The following is a 16491-nucleotide window of genomic DNA, read 5'->3' as shown; positions in this document are numbered from 1 at the left end:
CCGTGGATCCCACGGGCCGCACGCGATCCGCTATGCCGCGGCGCGCTCTTCTTTCAGCGAGGCCATGTCGATCACGAAGCGGTACTTGACGTCGTTCTTAACCAGCCGCTCGTAGGCTTCATTCACCGACTGGATCGGCACGATTTCCACATCGCTGACGATCCCGTGTTCCGCGCAGAAATCCATCATTTCCTGCGTTTCTTCCATGCCGCCGATCGCCGACCCGGCCAGGGACTTGCGGCCCATGATCAAGTTGGCGCCCGGAATCGGATCCAGCGGCGTCAGCGCGCCCACCAGCGCCATGGTGCCGTCCAGCGTCAGCAGCGCCATGTAGGGGTTCACGTCGTGGCTGACCGGCACGGTGTTCAACAGGAAGTCGAACGTGCCGGCATGGGCCGCCATCGCGTCGCCATTGCGCGAGACCAACACTTCGTCCGCGCCCAGGCGCTTGGCGTCGCGCGCCTTGTCGGCCGATGTGGTGATCATCACGACGTGCGCGCCCAGGGCATGCGCGAACTTCACGCCCATGTGCCCCAGGCCGCCCAGCCCGATCACGCCCACTTTCTTGCCGGGACCGACCTTCCAGTGGCGCAGCGGCGAATAGGTCGTGATGCCGGCGCACAGCAGCGGCGCGACGGCTTTCAGGTCCAGCTTGTCCGACACCTTCACCACAAAATGCTCGCGCACGACGATGCGGTCCGAATAGCCGCCAAACGTCAGTTGATCGCTGCCGCGCTCCTTGTCGTTGTAGGTCAGCGTGGCGTTTTCCTCGCAGTACTGTTCCAGGTTCAGGCGGCAGGCCTTGCAGTGGCGGCACGAGTCCACCATGCAGCCTACGCCGGCGTAGTCGCCCACCTTGAACTTGGCGACGTTCTTGCCCACCTGCGCGACGCGGCCGATGATTTCGTGGCCGGGCACCATCGGGTACATGGAATTGCCCCAGTCGCCGCGCGCCTGATGAAGGTCGGAATGACAGATTCCGCTGTACAGGATGTCGATCAGCACGTCGTCGTCGCCGGGTTCACGGCGGGTAAAGCTGAAGGGGACGAGGGGAGTGTCGGCGCTGTGAGCGGCGTAGCCTCGGGCTTGTAACATGACGGCCTCTTGCAAATTTGTTGAGCAGTCGCCAACAATAGTCCCGGCGACATAAGGGGCTCAAGCTAGAATTTCGGCATGATTTATTGAATGAATTTGCATAATCATGCCACTCGACAACCTGTCGCACCTTGCTGCTTTCTCCGCGGTCGCACGCCTGGCCAGCTTCCGCAAGGCCGGCGAAGAGCTGAGCCTGTCCACCTCCGCGGTCAGTTACGCCATCCGCAATCTCGAAGAGCGCCTGGGCGTGAACCTGTTCAACCGCACGACCCGCAGCGTGGCGCTTACCGACGCAGGCCAGCGCCTGGCCGAACGCCTGCAGCCCGTGCTGCACGATCTGGGCGATGCGCTAGACGAAATGAACCATTTCCGGGGATCCGCGTCGGGCACGCTGCGCATCAATACCTCCCGGGCGGCTTCGTACCTGCTGCTGATGCCCATGGCGGCGCGCTTCCTGGCGGCGTATCCGGACATCCGCCTGGAGATCGGCGAAGACGACAGCTTCGTCGACATCGTCGGATCCGGCTTCGACGCGGGAGTGCGCCTGCTGGAGGCGGTGCCCGAGGACATGGTGGCGGTGCCCATCGGCCCCCCGCTGCGTTCCGTGGTCGTGGCGTCCCCCGCCTACCTGCAAGGCCGGGAATCGCCCCGGCATCCCGCCGACCTGTTGCAGCACCAATGCATCCGCTACCGCTTTCCCAGCGGCCGCTATTTCAAGTGGGAATTCAAGAAGGGCGGCGAGACCCTCGAATTCGATGTGCCTGGCCGTATTGCGCTGAGCGACGTCCACGCTGAAGTGCGCGCCGCCGCTGACGGCATCGGCATCGGTTACGTGCCGGAGAACTACGTGGCCGGGCAGCTGGACGCCGGTACCCTGGTGCGGCTGCTGGACGACTGGTGCCCGGTGATACCGGGGTTCATGCTGTACTACCCGCGGCAGCGGCGCGTGTCGTCTGCCCTGCGGGCGTTCATCGACATGGCTCGCCAATGATGCTGGCCGGCGGGGGCAGGGCGGTCCTTGACGCGGCCTGCCGGCTGGCTGGGGGCGGGGCAAACCGGGAAACACGCCTTGATTCAGATCAAGGCGCTGGGGGACGGACCGGATTACCATCGCCGCATGCGAGCCAAATCCATTTTCGCCGTTCCGGCCGGCCTGCCCGCCGCCGATCGCCAGCAACGCCGCCACGCGCTGGTGCGCCTGTCGCTGGCCTGGCTGGCGATGATGCAGGTCATGATGTTCGCCTGGCCCGGCTACCTGCGCCACGAGGGCATGCCCGCCGACGCGCTTGAAACCCTGGATTGGGCCATCGTCCTGATGAACTGGGCCAGCTTCGCGCTCACCGTACCAGTCGTGCTGTATTCGGCATGGCCCATCTGGCGTCATGCCGGCGCCAACCTGCGCCACGGCCGCGCCGGCATGGATGTGCCGGTCGCCCTGGGCATCGTCGCCGCCTTCATTCCCAGCGTCCACGCCACCTACACCGGCCAGGGCGAGGTCTATTTCGATTCCGTCACGATGTTCGTGGCCTTCCTGCTGACCGCCCGCTACCTGGAATTGTGCGCCCGCCAATCCTATGGCGGCGCCGCCGGCGGCCGCCGCCATGCCCGGGTCGAAGACCAGCGCCTCCATCTGGGCGCGCGCGCCGACCGTCTGGCGTCGCGCTTCGTCATGATTCAGGTCGCGTTGGCGCTGGCCGCCGCCGCCGGATGGGCCTACATCGACCCCGCCCACAGCATCCCCGTGATGGTGGCGCTGCTGGTCATGAGCTGTCCCTGCGCCATGTCGATGGCGGTGCCCACCGCGATGGCCTCGGCGCATTCCGCGCTGGCGGCCCATCCCGACATGCCCGACGCGGCGCTGGATGCCTTGCTGGCGGAAGCTCGCCGCAAGGCCCGCCAAAACCTGTACGGCTCATTGGTCTGGCACCTGCTGATGACGCCGCTGGCGCTGGTCGGGTGGGTCACGCCCTGGCTGGCCGCCATCACCATGCTGGTGTCCTCGCTGGCGGTTGCTTACAACTCCTGGCGCCTGTCCCGCCGGGACTGGTCGGGCGGAATGGCGCCGGGCGATGCGCTGGGAGCCGCGCCATGACCATCCTCTATCTGCTCCTGCCGCTTTCGCTGCTGTTCGTCCTGGCCATCGGAGTGTCGCTGTGGTGGGCTGTCTTCAACGGCCAGTACGACGACACCGACAACGCCGGCATGGCCATCCTGCGCGACGACGACAGCGGCGCCTCAAGCCGCCGCTGAACGCTTCGGCCGGCTGGCGACGGCTGGCTGCGACCGAATACCCCTAATACCGTTGCGGTTACGCCGCGATATCTAAGCCGACGCAGGCCGGTTGATCCAAATCAACGTCGACTCGTGTGACTAGTCCCATCATCGAAGCCTGGAGTTTTTGTTACTTTAGGGGAAGGGTGATGAACGATTGCGCCGCAATCGCAAGCAAGGCCGATACCTTCAACTACAAGGTCGTGAGGCAGTTCGCGCTCATGACGGTAGTCTGGGGCATTGTCGGCATGGCTGTGGGCGTTTTTCTAGCCGCACAGCTGATTTGGCCTCAGTTGAATTTCGACACCGCATGGCTCAGCTACGGCCGCCTGCGCCCGCTGCACACCAACGCCGTGATTTTCGCTTTCGGCGGCAGCGCACTTTTCGCGACTTCCTACTACGTCGTCCAGCGCACCTGTCAGGCGCGCCTGTTCTGCGACAAGCTGGCCGCGTTCACGTTCTGGGGCTGGCAGGTCGTCATCGTCGCCGCCGCGATCACCTTGCCTATGGGCTTCACCAGCAGCAAGGAATACGCCGAACTGGAATGGCCCATCGACATCCTGATCACCCTGGTCTGGGTCGCTTACGCCATCGTGTTCTTCGGCACGATCATCAAGCGCCGCTCCAAGCACATCTACGTGGCCAACTGGTTCTTCGGCTCGTACATCCTCACCATCGCCATCCTGCACATCTTCAATAACATCGAGATGCCGGTGACGCTGTGGAAGTCCTACTCCGCTTATGCGGGCGTGCAGGACGCCATGGTGCAGTGGTGGTACGGCCACAACGCAGTGGGCTTCTTCCTGACCACCAGCTTCCTGGGCATGATGTATTACTTCGTGCCCAAGCAGGCCGGCCGTCCCATCTACTCGTACCGCCTGTCCATCGTCCACTTCTGGGCGCTGGCCTTCACGTACATGTGGGCGGGCCCCCACCACCTGCTGTACACGTCGCTGCCCGACTGGACCCAGTCGCTGGGCATGACCTTCTCGCTGATCCTGCTGGCGCCTTCGTGGGGCGGCATGATCAACGGCATCATGACCCTGCAGGGCGCCTGGTACAAGCTGCGCACCGATCCCATCCTGAAGTTCATGGTCACGGCGCTGTCGTTCTACGGCATGTCCACCTTCGAAGGCTCCATGATGTCGATCCGCACGGTCAACGCGCTGTCGCACTACACGGACTGGACCATCGGCCACGTGCACTCCGGCGCGCTGGGCTGGGTCGCGATGATTTCCTTCGGCTCGCTCTACTACCTCATCCCGCGCCTGTACGGCCGCGAAAAGATGTACAGCGTCAAGGCCATCGAACTGCACTTCTGGATCGCCACCATCGGCGTGGTGCTGTACATCGCCGCCATGTGGATCGCCGGCGTGCAGCAGGGCCTGATGTGGCGCGACACCGCTCCCGACGGCACGCTGGTCTACAGCTTCGTCGAAGAACTGAAGACGCGCGTTCCGTACTACCTGATTCGTTTGCTGGGCGGCACCTTGTTCTTGTGCGGCGTGTTTGTCATGGCCTGGAACGTCTGGAAGACGGTGAGCGGCGCGCAGGCGATCAACCCCGCCATTCCGCAAGACGATCCCCATGCCGCCCGCCCGTCGGTCCCCGCGACCGCCGTGCCGGCTACCGTTTGACGAGGACATCATGGCCAACAAGAATCACGGCTTCTTTTCCCACCAGACCCTCGAGAAGAACATCGGCTGGATGATCATCGCCAGCATCCTGGTGGTGTCCTTCGCGGGGCTGGTCCAGATCATCCCGCTGTTCTTCCAGCACAGCACCACCCAGCCCGTGGCGGGCGTCGAACCCTACAGCCCGCTGCGGCTGATGGGCCGCGACGTCTACATCCGCGAAGGCTGCGTGGGCTGCCACTCGCAGCAGGTCCGCGTGCTGGCCGCCGAAGTCCAGCGCTACGGTTCGTACTCGATCGCGTCGGAGTCCGTCTTCGATCACCCGTTCCTGTGGGGCTCCAAGCGTACGGGTCCCGACCTGGCGCGCGTTGGCGAACGCTACTCCGACGACTGGCACCGCATCCACCTGCGCGATCCGCGCAAGGTGGTGCCGGAATCCAACATGCCCGCCTACCCGTGGCTGGAAAAGACGGTCATCACCGGCCAGAACGTGGACCAGCGCATGCGGGCCCTGCGTGCGCTCGGCGTGCCGTACACCGACGAGGAAATCGCCGCCGCGCCCAAGGCCATCGAAGGCAAGACGGAAGAAGACGCGCTGGTGGCCTACCTGCAAGGCTTGGGCGTCGGCGTGCGCAAGGCGCAGCTGGCCAAGCAGGCTGAAGAGGCCAAGAAGGCCGAAGAAGCCAAGAAGCTCCAGCAGTCCACTGCACAGCCCGCCGCGCCGGCGGCGACGGGAGGCTGATCATGGTGGCCTACATCAGCGCAATCGTCACCGCCACCTCGATGGCAACCTTTTTCGGCATCGTCTGGTGGGCCTGCTCGCGCGGCCGCCAGGGCGCCAATCGCGAATCGGCAATGCTGCCGTTCGCACTGCCTGATGAATTCGGGCATGCACAACAAGATGGAGCGAATCGGTCATGAGCGATTTCGTCAATGGCTTCTGGGGGTATTTCATCGCGATCGTCGCGGTTGGCGGGGTGCTCTGGTGCGTGTGGCTGCTGTACACGCAGCGCCGCTGGCTTAGCGCCAAGCCCGCCAGCGGGCAGGTCGAGGACACCGGCCACGTCTGGGACGGCGACCTGACCGAACTGAACAACCCCGTGCCCACCTGGTGGACCTGGATGTACCTGCTGGCCTGCGCGTTTGCGCTGGGCTACCTGTTCCTGATGCCAGGCCTGGGTCAGTACAAGGGCAAGCTTGGCTTCAGCAGCACCGAAGAAGTCGCGCAGCAGCAGGCCAAGATGGCCGAGGCCGTTCGCCCCATCTATGCGCGCTTCGACGCCATGACGGTGCCGCAGATCGCGCAAGACCCGGGCGCCCGCGAAATCGGCCAGCGCCTCTTCCTGAACACCTGCGCGCAGTGCCACGGCTCCGACGCCAAGGGCGCACCCAGCTTTCCCAACCTGGCTGACGGCGACTGGCTGCACGGCGGTTCGCCCGAAGCCATCATGCAGACCATCAAGGAAGGCCGCCATGGCGTGATGCCGCCCTGGAAGGATGCCATCGATCCCAAGATGGCCGGCGACATCGCGCAATACGTGCGTTCGCTGTCGGGCCTGACGGCCGATCCGGTGCGTGTCTTCCGCGGCAAGCGCGAGTTCGCCAACTTCTGCGTCGCCTGTCACGGTGTCGACGGCAAGGGCAACCAGCTCATGGGCGCACCCAACCTGACGGACGACGTCTGGCTGTACGGCAGCTCGGAAGCCACCATCGTCAAGACGATTCTTGAAGGCCGCGACAACCGCATGCCGGCGCACGAGCACATCCTCAGCCCCGAGCAGATCAAGATCCTGACTGCCTGGGTCTGGGGTCTGTCGAACAAGCCGGATGCGCAGAAGCAGGCCGCCGCGGCCCCCGCCCAGCCGGAAGCGGTCAAGTAGCGGGACAGCAGGACGTAGATGGAAGGCCGCGACGCGGCCTTCCATACCACTAGCACTTACAGTACGGAGCAGCAAATGGATGATGGGTCAACCGCAAGCGTCAGGAGTTCGCCTGAGGGTGACCCACCACCCTGGCGGCCGCATACACGGCCGCCGCGGCCTGGCCAGGAAACCCTGGAACAGACGCTCGCGGGAGTGCGCAGCAAAATCTATCCGCGATCCGTCAGTGGCATCTTCGCCCGCTGGCGCATCGCGTTCGTCTTCATCACCCAGATCATTTTCTACGGCTTGCCCTGGCTGCAATGGAACGGCCGGCAGGCCGTGCTCTTTGACCTGGGCGCGCGCAAGTTCTACCTGTTCGGCCTGGTGCTGTGGCCGCAAGACGTCGTCTATCTGGCCGTCCTGCTTGTCATTTCGGCGCTGGCGCTGTTCCTGTTCACGGCGGTTGCCGGGCGCTTGTTCTGCGGCTACGCCTGTCCCCAGACCGTCTACACCGAAATCTTCATGTGGATCGAGCGCAAGGTCGAAGGCGACCGCATTGCGCGCATCCGCCTGGATGAGGCGCCCTGGACCTGGCGCAAGTTCCGCCTGAAGTTCACCAAGCATTTCCTGTGGATCGCGCTGGCCTGGTGGACGGGCTCCACGTTCATCGGCTATTTCGCGCCCATCCGCGAACTCGGCCACGAACTCTTCGCGCTGCAACTGGGGCCGTGGCAGTGGTTCTGGATGCTGTTCTACGGGTTTGCCACGTGGGGCAACGCCGGCTTCATGCGCGAATCCGTGTGCAAGTACATGTGCCCGTATGCCCGGTTCCAGAGCGTCATGGTCGACCCGGACACCTTCGTGGTCACCTACGACAAGCGCCGAGGCGACCCGCGTGGCAGCCGGTCGCGCAAGGTCGACCACAAGGCGGCCGGCCTGGGCGACTGCGTCGACTGCAGCCTGTGTGTGCAGGTGTGCCCCACTGGCATCGACATCCGCGACGGGCTGCAATACATGTGCATCGGCTGCGGCGCCTGCATCGACGCCTGTGAACAGGTCATGGACAAGATGCAGTACGAACCCGGCCTGATCCGCTACACCTCGGAACGCGCCATGTTGGACGGCCTGTCCACCAAGAGCGCGCGATCCCATCTGTTGCGCCCGCGCGTGCTGATCTACGGCACGCTCATCATGCTGTTGGCGGTGGCCTTCGTGGTGTCGCTGGTGGTGCGCAACCCGCTACGTGTCGACGTCATTCGCGACCGCGGCGTGCTGGGCCGGGAGGTCGCCGGGGGCCTGATCGAAAACGTCTATCGCCTGCAGATCATCAACACGTCCGACGTGCCGATGCGATTGCGCCTGTCGGCCGACGGCATGCCGGGGCTGGCCGTTTTGGCGGGCCAGCAGGGCTCCGACGTGGTCGAGGTTGAAGCCGCCGCCAACAAGCTGCTGCCCATGGTGATCCGTGCTCCGGCGGGCGCGGCGCCCGGCGCCCATCCCATCACGCTTCGCGCGCACGGCCACGACGGCGAAAACCGCCAGGTCGAAACCGACGAGGCTGCCAGTTTCTATGTGCCCGATTAGGGCGAAATCCTGCCCTGGACACCACAAGGACATCCGTATGAATGCCGCGCAAATCGCAGTCCCTCCGGCCGATCAGGCCCATCCTGCCAAACCCTGGTATCGCGAACCCTGGCCCTGGATCCTGATGGCCGGGCCGTTCGCCGCCATGGTGGGCTGCTTCATCACCATCTATTTTGCGATGACACAGTTTGGCAACCAGCCCATCCAGCAGGGCGTGGTCAAGCGGGGGCTCGTCATTGAACAGGCCTCGGCCAACGCCGCGGAGGGCGCGTCGCCCTTGAACACGGGCGCCACGCCCGCCAAGCCTTGACCGGGGGAGTTCACGCATGGGATTGCGATCGTTGATGTGGATCCTGTGGCCGTCGTTCCTGGCGGCCGCTTCGGGAAGCGCACTGATCTTTGCCCTGATAGATCCGCTGGACGTCGTCATCTTCGGGCACACGCCGTCGGGCCGAATGGGCTTCTACACGGTTTCGTTTTTCGTGCTGTGGCTAATGGCGGGCCTGTCCAGCGCGCTGACGGCCTATCTGATGCCGAAGGTCGAAGAGGACGACGACGACTTCTGACGTCCAGGCCTTCATGACGAAAGAGGACGACGACTTCTAACCCTCAGGCCTTCCTGACGAATTCGGATTTCAGGCTCATCGGGCCGAAGCCATCGATCTTGCAATCGATGTCGTGGTCGCTGTCGACCAGGCGGATCCCCTTGACCTTGGTTCCCATCTTGATCACGCCGCCCGACCCCTTGAGCTTGAGATCCTTGATGACGGTGACGGTGTCGCCGTCTTGCAGGACGTTGCCGGCGGCGTCGCGGTAGACCTTGGCCGCGTCGTCGGACGCGGCATCAGCCTGCGCCGGCCACTCGTGCGCGCATTCAGGACAGACGAAGAGCGAACCGTCTTCGTAGGTGAATGCGGACTGGCATTGGGGGCAGGAAGGCAGGGCGCTCAAGATCAAACCTCAAGAGAACAGCGCGCTAGTGGCGCAACCCGCAAGTATACGTCGCTGCACAGTACGAAAATGCGCTGAAAGGCCTTAAATAGAGCTATTTCCCCGACCTGATCAAGTATTGACGTCACGCTTCGTCGCCGTGCAGCAGACGCACGAAATCTCGCGCCGGCGCGCTGAGGGGACGGTCGCGGGGCACGATGCTGCCGAACGCCGTCAGGCTGTGCCGGATCTGATACGGAAGGATCGCCAACAGCCCGTGCGCCGCGTACCGTCCGGCCACGGACTCGGGAATCACGCCCAGCATCGTGGACTTCATCGCCAGGTTCGTCGTGGTGAGGATGGACGCCGACTCAATCAGCCCATTGGGTGTCGTGGCATTGTGCGAATGGAATTCCTGTTCGATGACCTCGCGCATCGGGCTGCCGTGCGGTTGCAGCACCCACGGATAGGCCTGCATGGCCTTGAAATCGACACGCTTGCGTCGCGCCAGGGGATGGTCCACCGCCGCGATCACGGATAAGGCCTCGTCGCCAATCGGGCGGAAGCGGTAATGCCGGTCCGACAGCGTCAGCATCCGTCCGATCACCACATCGAGCTTGCCCTCGTTCAGGCGACCGATCAGCAGGTCGCTGGTGCCCGTGGAAATCTCCACGGACAGCAGGGGGTATATCTGCTTCAGCGCAAGCAGGGCGTCAGTGAGATGACCTGGCGACGCGGCCATGATGCTGCCGATGAACAGCTTGCCCGCGCTGCCCAGGCGCAACTCTTCGAGCTCGCGCGACAGCGACGAAACCGTTCCGCGCATGCCCCGGAAATATCCCATCACGCAATCGCCGGCGGCCGTCAACGCCAGGCCGCGGCCGACCCGTTCGAATAGCGGCTGGCCGATGGCCAGTTCCAGTTCGTGCAGCATTTTGCTGGCGGCCGACTGGGTCATGTTCAGCTGATTGGCGGCCGCGCGCAGGGTGCCGCGTTCTTCGATGGCCAGCAGCAGGACGATCTGCCGCATGCGCAGGCGGGACAGCAGGGCGGGGACGTTCGGGGTGCGTTCCATGATTGATCGCCTCAGGTGAACGGTTAGTGCAAAAGTTTCATTTTACGGAAACATAGCTTCTTTCTAAGATTGATCCATAAGAAATCCCCGCGCCGCGGGGAAAAAAGAACGATCAATCAAGGAGACAACCATGAAGATTCGCGTAGTTGCCGCGATGGCGGCTGCCGCCGTGTGCCTGTCGGCACTGGCGCCTCAGGCTGAGGCACAGGCGTCGGGCGCGGAATGGCCCACCAAGCCTTTGCGCCTGCTTGTGGGTTCCGCCCCGGGCGGGGGCACCGACGCCATGGCGCGCGCGGTGGCCGACAAGCTCGGGCCCCTGCTCAAGCAGACCGTCGTGGTGGAAAACAAACCGGGCGCTTCCAACACGCTGGCCGCCGATCTGGCTGCGAAGTCGTCCGACGGGCACACCATGGTGATGGGCGTGTCCACCGCCCACGCGATCGCCCCGCACCTGCTCAAGCTTTCGTACGACAACGACCGCGACCTCACGCCGGTGGTGTTCGTGGGCGCGGTGCCGAACATCCTGGTGGTGAACAACCAGGTGCCGGCCAATTCGGTGCAGGAGCTGATCGCGCTGCTCAAGAGCAAGCCGGGTGAGTACAACTTTGCCAGCAGCGGGTCGGGCAGCACGCAGCACATCGCGGCCGAGCTGTTCAAGGACGCGACGGGCGTGCGCATGACGCACATCCCGTACCGTGGCAGCGGGCCGGCCATGGTGGACCTGATGGGCGGACAGGTGCAGATCGCATTCGAAACCGCATCGTCCGTGATTCCCCATATCAAGAGCGGCAAGGTGCGCGCATTGGCGGTGCTAAGCCCCAAGCGCAATGCCCAGTTGCCGGACGTGCCGACCATGGCTGAAGCGGGCGTTCCCGGCGTGGAAATGAGCGCCTGGTATGGCATCTACATGCCCAGCGCCACGTCCGTCGCCGTCCAGAAGCGTGTGCATGATGCGGTCAACGGCATTCTTGTGCTGCCGGACACTCAAGCGCGCCTGCTGGCGATCGGCGCCGACATCAATCCGATGAGCCAGGAGCAGTTTGCGCAGTTCCACACAGCCGAGAACCAGCGCTACGCCGCCATCATCAAGAAAAACCATATTTCCGTGGAATGACCGCAACATGAATACGCAGCACAAACCCGTTGTGGCGCTGACGCTGGGCGATCCAGCCGGAATTGGCGCCGAACTTATCGCGCGCCTGCTTGCCATGCCGGAGGCCACGCGCATGGCGAACATCGTGCTGGTGGGCGATGCGTGGCTGTGGCGCGAGGGCCAGCGCGTGGCGGGCGTGAACATTCCGACGCGCCCCGTTGACGGATTCGAGGCGGTGCGAGGCCGGCCGGACGACGGCGTGCCCGCCTGGCTCGAGATGGACACGGTCAATCAGGACCAGGTGCGAGTCGGACAGGCGCAGGCGCCGGGCGGCACATCCGTGCTGCGGGTGCTTGATGCCTGCATGGACGCGGCCTTGGCCGTTCAAATCGACGCCATCTGTTTCGCGCCGCTGAACAAATATGCAATGAAGCAGGGCGGCCTGAATCATGGCGACGAGCTCCACCACATTGCGCAGTACCTGGGCGTCAAGGATTACTTCTGCGAGTTCAACACCCTGGGCGACCTGTGGACGGCGCGTGTGTCGTCGCATATTCCGCTCAAGGATGCCGCGGCTGCGCTAAGCATTGACGGCATCAAGGCAGCCACTCGCCTGATCTACCGCTCGCTACAGGCCAATGGGGTCCAGTCCCCACGCGTCGCGGTGGCGGCGTTCAACCCGCATGGCGGGGACGGCGGCACCTGCGGCCGCGAAGAGGTGGACATCATCGAGCCCGCGGTGCGGCAGCTGAACGAGGAAGGGCTGCCCGTCCAGGGCCCGTTTCCCGCTGACACCATCTTCCTGAAGGCGCAGGCGGGCGAATTCCAGGCCATCGTCACCATGTATCACGACCAGGGGCAGATCGCGATCAAGCTGCTGGGCTTTTCACGCGGCGTGACGGTGCAGGGAGGCCTGCCCATTCCCATCACCACCCCGGCGCACGGCACCGCCTACGACATCGCCGGCATGGGCCGCGCAAACGTGCAAGCTACCTGGCAGGCATTCCAGATCGCCTGCCGCATGGGCGCAAACCCTTCAACCAGGACCTCGTCATGAAAATCAAATCCGTCCGCGCGCGCGTCTACGAATGGACCGGCAAGACCGTTCCGCCGCAAGGCAACTTCTGCTCCAACGCCATGGACCTGCTGTATTCAAAGCAGGAGACCATGAGCACTTTCCGCTTCCATGGCTGGACGGTCGTCGAGGTGGAGACGGACGACGGCATCGTGGGGCTGGGCAACGTGGCGCTGGCGCCGCGCGTGGCCAAGGCCATCATCGACCAGTACCTGGCGCCGCTCGTCGTCGGCCAGGATCCCTGGGACTACGAATACCTGTGGCAGCGCATGTACCGCGCCACGCATGCCTGGGGCCGCAAAGGCGTGACGATGGCCGCGATTTCGGCTGTGGACCTGGCCATCTGGGACATCCTGGGCAAGTCCGTCAACAAGCCGGTGTTCAAGCTGCTGGGCGGGCGCACGAAGGAAAAGATCCCCGTCTACTACTCCAAGCTGTATCGCACCGACCTGAAAGCCATGCAGGACGAGGCGCAGACCTATCTGGACCAGGGTTTCACTGCCTTCAAGATGCGTTTTGGCTATGGCCCGGCGCAGCTGCAGAAGGGAGTGTCGGAAAACCTGAAGTCCGTGGAAGCGGTTCGCGAGGTCATCGGGTATGACACGGACCTGATGCTGGAATGCTACATGGGCTGGAACCTGGAGTACGCCAAGCGCATCTTGCCCAAGCTGGAGAAATTCGAGCCGCGCTGGCTGGAAGAGCCGGTCATCGCGGACGACATCGACGGCTACGCGGAATTGAACCAGCTTACGTCCATTCCTATTTCCGGCGGCGAACACGAGTTCTCGTTGTATGGGTTCAAGCACCTGCTGGACCGCAAGGCGGTGTCGGTGGTGCAGTACGACACGAACCGGGTGGGCGGCATCACCGCGGCGCACAAGATCAACGCCCTGTGCGAGGCCTACAGCGTGCCGGTCATTCCCCACGCAGGCCAGATGCACAACTATCACCTGACGATGAGCACGCTGGCCTCGCCCATGAGCGAGTACTTCCCGATGTTCGACGTGGAAGTCGGCAACGAGCTGTTCTACTACATCTTCGACGGCGAGCCGGTGGCCAAAGAGGGATTCATCGACCTGGACGACAGCAAGCCGGGGTTGGGCCTGACGCTCAAGACGGAATACCTCAAAGACTTCAACATCATCGAATAGGCCAGCCATGACGACAGCCCACACGCCGCGCTACCGCGGCATATTCCCGGTGGTTCCCACGCCGTTCACGGCATCCGGCGAACTGGACCTGCCCAGCCAGAAGCGTGCAGTCGATTTCATGATCGACTCCGGCGTGGACGGCCTGTGCATACTGGCAAATTTCTCCGAACAGTTCGTGCTGTCGGATGATGAGCGCGAGGTGCTGACGCGGACCATCCTGGAACATGTCGCCGGCCGCGTTCCCGTCATCGTGACCACCACGCACTTCGGCACCCAGGTCTGCGCGGCGCGCAGCCGGCGGGCGCAGGAGCAGGGCGCGGCCATGGTGATGATCATGCCGCCGTATCACGGCGCCACGATCCGGGTGTCCGAAGATCAGGTGATGGGTTTTTACCAGCGCGTCTCGGACGCCATTGACATCCCCATCATGATCCAGGACGCGCCCGTGGCCGGCACGCCGATGTCGGCCGCGCTGCTGGCGCGCATGGCGGGCGAGATCGAACATGTGTCGTACTTCAAGATCGAAACCGCCGGCGCGGCCACCAAATTGCGCGACCTGATCGCGCTGGGCGGCGCGGCGGTGGAGGGGCCCTGGGACGGCGAGGAGGCCATCACGCTGCTGCCGGACCTGGACGCGGGCGCCACGGGGTCGATGACAGGCGGCGGCTTTGCCGACGGCATCCGTCCCATCATCGAGGCGCATCGGGCCGGTCAGCGGGACGAGGCCTACCGGCTTTATGAGCGCTGGCTGCCGCTGATCAACTACGAGAATCGGCAAGGCGGCATCCTGAACGCCAAGGCGCTGATGAAGGCGGGCGGCGTCATTGCCTGCGAGGCGCCGCGGCATCCCTTCCCGCCGATGCGCGAGGAAGTGCGCCAGGGCCTGCTGGAAACTGCCCGGCGCCTGGATCCGATGGTGTTGCGCTGGGGCCGTTAATTCCTGAAATCCAAACACACCGTTCTGCCAGGCTGAACAAGCGGTAACGTCGCGGCGGGTAAAATCTCCGGCTATTGATTTAGTTGGGGGCTCGCGTGCAGCCGGTCATTTCAGTTCAGGGCTTATCCAAACAATACGCCTCGGGATTCCAGGCGCTCAAGAACGTGAGCCTGGATATCCAGCGCGGCGAGATCTTCGCTTTGCTTGGGCCAAACGGCGCGGGCAAGACGACGCTGATCAGCATCATCTGCGGCATCGTCAATCCCACGGACGGCAAGGTGCTGGCCGACGGCCACGACATCATCACGGACTTTCGCGCGGCGCGGTCCAAGATCGGCCTTGTGCCGCAGGAAATCTCCACCGACGCCTTCGAAAGCGTCTGGAACACGGTCAACTTCAGCCGTGGCCTGTTCGGCAAGCCGGCCGACCCCGCCTATATCGAAAAGGTTCTGCGTGACCTTTCGCTGTGGGACAAGAAGGACAGCCGCATCATGGCGCTGTCCGGCGGCATGAAGCGGCGCGTCATGATCGCCAAGGCGCTGTCGCACGAGCCCGCCATCCTGTTCCTGGACGAGCCCACCGCGGGCGTCGACGTCGAGCTGCGGCGCGGCATGTGGGAAATGGTGCGGCGGCTGCGTGAAAGCGGCGTCACGATCATCCTGACCACGCACTACATCGAAGAAGCCCAAGAGATGGCGGATCGCGTCGGCGTCATCCGCAAGGGCGAAATCATCCTGGTCGAGGAAAAGAACGTGCTGATGTCCAAGCTGGGCAAGCGGCAGCTCGCGCTGACGCTGAAGGCCCCGCTGCCCGGCATTCCGACATCCCTCGAGGCATATCAGCTGGACCTGTCCGCCGACGGCTACAAGCTGGTCTACACCTACGACAACGAAGGGGGCGGCGATATTTCAAGGCTGCTGCAGGATCTGAACAGGTTGCAGATCGAATTCACCGACCTGAATTCCTCGGAAAGTTCGCTCGAGGACATCTTCGTCAGCCTGGTACACGGTCAATCATGAACTTCTACGCCATTCGCGCCATCTACCTCTTTGAAATGGCCCGTGCCTGGCGCACGCTGATGCAGAGCGTGCTGTCGCCGGTGATCTCCACGTCGCTGTATTTCGTGGTGTTCGGATCGGCCATCGGTTCGCACATGGTCGAGATCGACGGCGTCAGCTACGGCGCCTTCATCGTTCCGGGCATGATCATGCTGTCGCTACTGACGCAGAGCGTGGCCAATGCCTCGTTCGGCATCTACATGCCGCGCTTTTCCGGCACCATCTACGAGATCCACTCGGCGCCCATCTCCTACGTGGAGATCGTCATGGGCTACGTGGGCGCCGCGGCCAGCAAATCCATCATCCTGGGCCTCATCATGCTGGCCACCGCGCGCCTGTTCGTGTCTTTCGACGTCGCACACCCGTTCTGGATGCTGTCTTTCCTGGTGCTGACCGCCGTGACGTTCAGCCTGTTCGGTTTCATCATCGGGATCTGGGCCGATGGCTTCGAAAAGCTGCAGATCATTCCGTTGATGATCATCACGCCGCTGACCTTTCTGGGTGGCACGTTCTATTCCATCAACATGCTGCCTCCCTTCTGGCAGACCGTCACGCTGTTCAATCCGGTCGTGTACCTGGTCAGCGGTTTCCGCTGGGCATTCTTCGGCGTCGCCGACGTCAGCATGGAAATCAGCGTGGGCATGACGCTGGCTTTCCTGGTGGCCTGCCTGGTGGGCGTGCGCTGGATCTTCAAGACCGGCTACCGCTTGAAGACCTGAAGCCGGT

General features: G+C 63.8%; 19 protein-coding genes. 16 read left to right on the top strand and 3 right to left on the bottom strand.

The genetic code is table 11. The annotated features are described in order from the left end of the window. Window positions 1-30: 30 nt before the first annotated feature. Window positions 31-1095, bottom strand: a complete 1065-nt coding sequence (locus RT614_RS13215; RefSeq protein ID WP_313622563.1) for an NAD(P)-dependent alcohol dehydrogenase — start codon at window positions 1093-1095, stop codon at window positions 31-33. Between the two features lie 106 nt (window positions 1096-1201). Here RT614_RS13215 and RT614_RS13210 point away from each other — a divergent pair, with 106 nt between their 5' ends. From RT614_RS13210 to RT614_RS13165, 10 genes are all read left to right on the top strand, one after another. Next, on the top strand, window positions 1202-2086 hold the full coding sequence (locus RT614_RS13210; protein ID WP_313622561.1) for a LysR family transcriptional regulator: 885 nt from the start codon (window positions 1202-1204) through the stop codon (window positions 2084-2086). 126 nt (window positions 2087-2212) lie between these two features. Next, the gene (locus tag RT614_RS13205) at window positions 2213-3187 is read left to right on the top strand and encodes a hypothetical protein (RefSeq protein WP_313622892.1); all 975 of its coding nucleotides are present in this window, start codon (window positions 2213-2215) and stop codon (window positions 3185-3187) included. Beyond that, the gene (gene ccoS, locus RT614_RS13200) at window positions 3184-3345 is read left to right on the top strand and encodes a cbb3-type cytochrome oxidase assembly protein CcoS (protein ID WP_313622560.1); all 162 of its coding nucleotides are present in this window, start codon (window positions 3184-3186) and stop codon (window positions 3343-3345) included. Before RT614_RS13205 ends, ccoS begins: the two co-directional genes overlap by 4 nt. Before the next feature lie 170 nt (window positions 3346-3515). Then, window positions 3516-5003 (top strand): cytochrome-c oxidase, cbb3-type subunit I, encoded by a 1488-nt coding sequence (ccoN, locus tag RT614_RS13195; RefSeq protein WP_313622559.1) that lies wholly within the window; start codon window positions 3516-3518, stop codon window positions 5001-5003. A gap of 10 nt (window positions 5004-5013) precedes the next feature. Next, window positions 5014-5742: a cytochrome-c oxidase, cbb3-type subunit II gene (ccoO, locus tag RT614_RS13190; protein WP_313622558.1), complete on the top strand. Its 729-nt coding sequence runs from the start codon at window positions 5014-5016 to the stop codon at window positions 5740-5742. Window positions 5743-5744: 2 nt separating this feature from the next. After that, window positions 5745-5921, top strand: a complete 177-nt coding sequence (locus tag RT614_RS13185) for a CcoQ/FixQ family Cbb3-type cytochrome c oxidase assembly chaperone (RefSeq protein ID WP_313622557.1) — start codon at window positions 5745-5747, stop codon at window positions 5919-5921. Further along, window positions 5918-6880, top strand: coding sequence for a cytochrome-c oxidase, cbb3-type subunit III (gene ccoP / locus RT614_RS13180; RefSeq protein ID WP_313622556.1), 963 nt, complete (start codon window positions 5918-5920; stop codon window positions 6878-6880). The genes RT614_RS13185 and ccoP overlap by 4 nt, the downstream gene beginning before the upstream one ends. Before the next feature lie 75 nt (window positions 6881-6955). Beyond that, window positions 6956-8446: a cytochrome c oxidase accessory protein CcoG gene (gene ccoG / locus RT614_RS13175; protein WP_313622555.1), complete on the top strand. Its 1491-nt coding sequence runs from the start codon at window positions 6956-6958 to the stop codon at window positions 8444-8446. A 37-nt stretch (window positions 8447-8483) separates the two neighbouring features. Then, on the top strand, window positions 8484-8756 hold the full coding sequence (locus RT614_RS13170) for a nitrogen fixation protein FixH (RefSeq protein WP_313622554.1): 273 nt from the start codon (window positions 8484-8486) through the stop codon (window positions 8754-8756). 16 nt (window positions 8757-8772) lie between these two features. After that, window positions 8773-9012: a hypothetical protein gene (locus tag RT614_RS13165; protein WP_313622553.1), complete on the top strand. Its 240-nt coding sequence runs from the start codon at window positions 8773-8775 to the stop codon at window positions 9010-9012. A gap of 43 nt (window positions 9013-9055) precedes the next feature. Here RT614_RS13165 and RT614_RS13160 read toward each other — a convergent pair whose 3' ends face one another. Next, window positions 9056-9397: a zinc ribbon domain-containing protein YjdM gene (locus RT614_RS13160; RefSeq protein WP_313622552.1), complete on the bottom strand. Its 342-nt coding sequence runs from the start codon at window positions 9395-9397 to the stop codon at window positions 9056-9058. Between the two features lie 124 nt (window positions 9398-9521). After that, entirely contained in the window at window positions 9522-10451 is a 930-nt protein-coding gene (locus RT614_RS13155; RefSeq protein WP_313622551.1) for a LysR family transcriptional regulator, read from the bottom strand. Between the two features lie 130 nt (window positions 10452-10581). Here RT614_RS13155 and RT614_RS13150 point away from each other — a divergent pair, with 130 nt between their 5' ends. The 6 genes from RT614_RS13150 (at window position 10582) to RT614_RS13125 (ending at window position 16484) form a co-directional block, all read left to right on the top strand. Beyond that, entirely contained in the window at window positions 10582-11565 is a 984-nt protein-coding gene (locus RT614_RS13150; protein ID WP_313622550.1) for a tripartite tricarboxylate transporter substrate binding protein, read from the top strand. Between the two features lie 7 nt (window positions 11566-11572). Further along, window positions 11573-12601, top strand: a complete 1029-nt coding sequence (locus RT614_RS13145; protein ID WP_313622549.1) for a 4-hydroxythreonine-4-phosphate dehydrogenase PdxA — start codon at window positions 11573-11575, stop codon at window positions 12599-12601. Beyond that, entirely contained in the window at window positions 12598-13770 is a 1173-nt protein-coding gene (locus RT614_RS13140) for an L-rhamnonate dehydratase (protein ID WP_313622548.1), read from the top strand. The genes RT614_RS13145 and RT614_RS13140 overlap by 4 nt, the downstream gene beginning before the upstream one ends. Window positions 13771-13777: 7 nt before the next feature. Beyond that, window positions 13778-14707 carry a dihydrodipicolinate synthase family protein gene (locus RT614_RS13135; protein WP_313622547.1) on the top strand — a complete coding sequence of 310 codons (930 nt, stop codon included), beginning with the start codon at window positions 13778-13780 and terminating at the stop codon, window positions 14705-14707. Between the two features lie 95 nt (window positions 14708-14802). Further along, window positions 14803-15726 (top strand): ABC transporter ATP-binding protein, encoded by a 924-nt coding sequence (locus tag RT614_RS13130; RefSeq protein WP_313622546.1) that lies wholly within the window; start codon window positions 14803-14805, stop codon window positions 15724-15726. Continuing rightward, a complete protein-coding gene (locus tag RT614_RS13125) occupies window positions 15723-16484 on the top strand; it encodes an ABC transporter permease (RefSeq protein WP_313622545.1) in 762 nt (253 codons plus the stop codon). Before RT614_RS13130 ends, RT614_RS13125 begins: the two co-directional genes overlap by 4 nt. The last annotated feature ends 7 nt before the right edge of the window (window positions 16485-16491 follow it).

Source organism: Achromobacter sp., from assembly GCF_032102605.1.
In the GTDB taxonomy this organism is placed as follows: domain Bacteria; phylum Pseudomonadota; class Gammaproteobacteria; order Burkholderiales; family Burkholderiaceae_B; genus Achromobacter.
Note: the sequence above shows the minus strand (reverse complement) of the source record. Positions and strands in the feature narration are given on the sequence as shown.

Coding starts and splice junctions, on each gene's coding strand:
- RT614_RS13215 (WP_313622563.1), bottom strand. CDS start 1,095: ATGTTACAAGCCCGAGGCTACGCCGCTCACAGCGCCGACACTCCCCTC.
- RT614_RS13210 (WP_313622561.1), top strand. CDS start 1,202: ATGCCACTCGACAACCTGTCGCACCTTGCTGCTTTCTCCGCGGTCGCA.
- RT614_RS13205 (WP_313622892.1), top strand. CDS start 2,213: ATGCGAGCCAAATCCATTTTCGCCGTTCCGGCCGGCCTGCCCGCCGCC.
- ccoS (WP_313622560.1), top strand. CDS start 3,184: ATGACCATCCTCTATCTGCTCCTGCCGCTTTCGCTGCTGTTCGTCCTG.
- ccoN (WP_313622559.1), top strand. CDS start 3,516: ATGAACGATTGCGCCGCAATCGCAAGCAAGGCCGATACCTTCAACTAC.
- ccoO (WP_313622558.1), top strand. CDS start 5,014: ATGGCCAACAAGAATCACGGCTTCTTTTCCCACCAGACCCTCGAGAAG.
- RT614_RS13185 (WP_313622557.1), top strand. CDS start 5,745: ATGGTGGCCTACATCAGCGCAATCGTCACCGCCACCTCGATGGCAACC.
- ccoP (WP_313622556.1), top strand. CDS start 5,918: ATGAGCGATTTCGTCAATGGCTTCTGGGGGTATTTCATCGCGATCGTC.
- ccoG (WP_313622555.1), top strand. CDS start 6,956: ATGGATGATGGGTCAACCGCAAGCGTCAGGAGTTCGCCTGAGGGTGAC.
- RT614_RS13170 (WP_313622554.1), top strand. CDS start 8,484: ATGAATGCCGCGCAAATCGCAGTCCCTCCGGCCGATCAGGCCCATCCT.
- RT614_RS13165 (WP_313622553.1), top strand. CDS start 8,773: ATGGGATTGCGATCGTTGATGTGGATCCTGTGGCCGTCGTTCCTGGCG.
- RT614_RS13155 (WP_313622551.1), bottom strand. CDS start 10,451: ATGGAACGCACCCCGAACGTCCCCGCCCTGCTGTCCCGCCTGCGCATG.
- RT614_RS13150 (WP_313622550.1), top strand. CDS start 10,582: ATGAAGATTCGCGTAGTTGCCGCGATGGCGGCTGCCGCCGTGTGCCTG.
- RT614_RS13145 (WP_313622549.1), top strand. CDS start 11,573: ATGAATACGCAGCACAAACCCGTTGTGGCGCTGACGCTGGGCGATCCA.
- RT614_RS13140 (WP_313622548.1), top strand. CDS start 12,598: ATGAAAATCAAATCCGTCCGCGCGCGCGTCTACGAATGGACCGGCAAG.
- RT614_RS13135 (WP_313622547.1), top strand. CDS start 13,778: ATGACGACAGCCCACACGCCGCGCTACCGCGGCATATTCCCGGTGGTT.
- RT614_RS13125 (WP_313622545.1), top strand. CDS start 15,723: ATGAACTTCTACGCCATTCGCGCCATCTACCTCTTTGAAATGGCCCGT.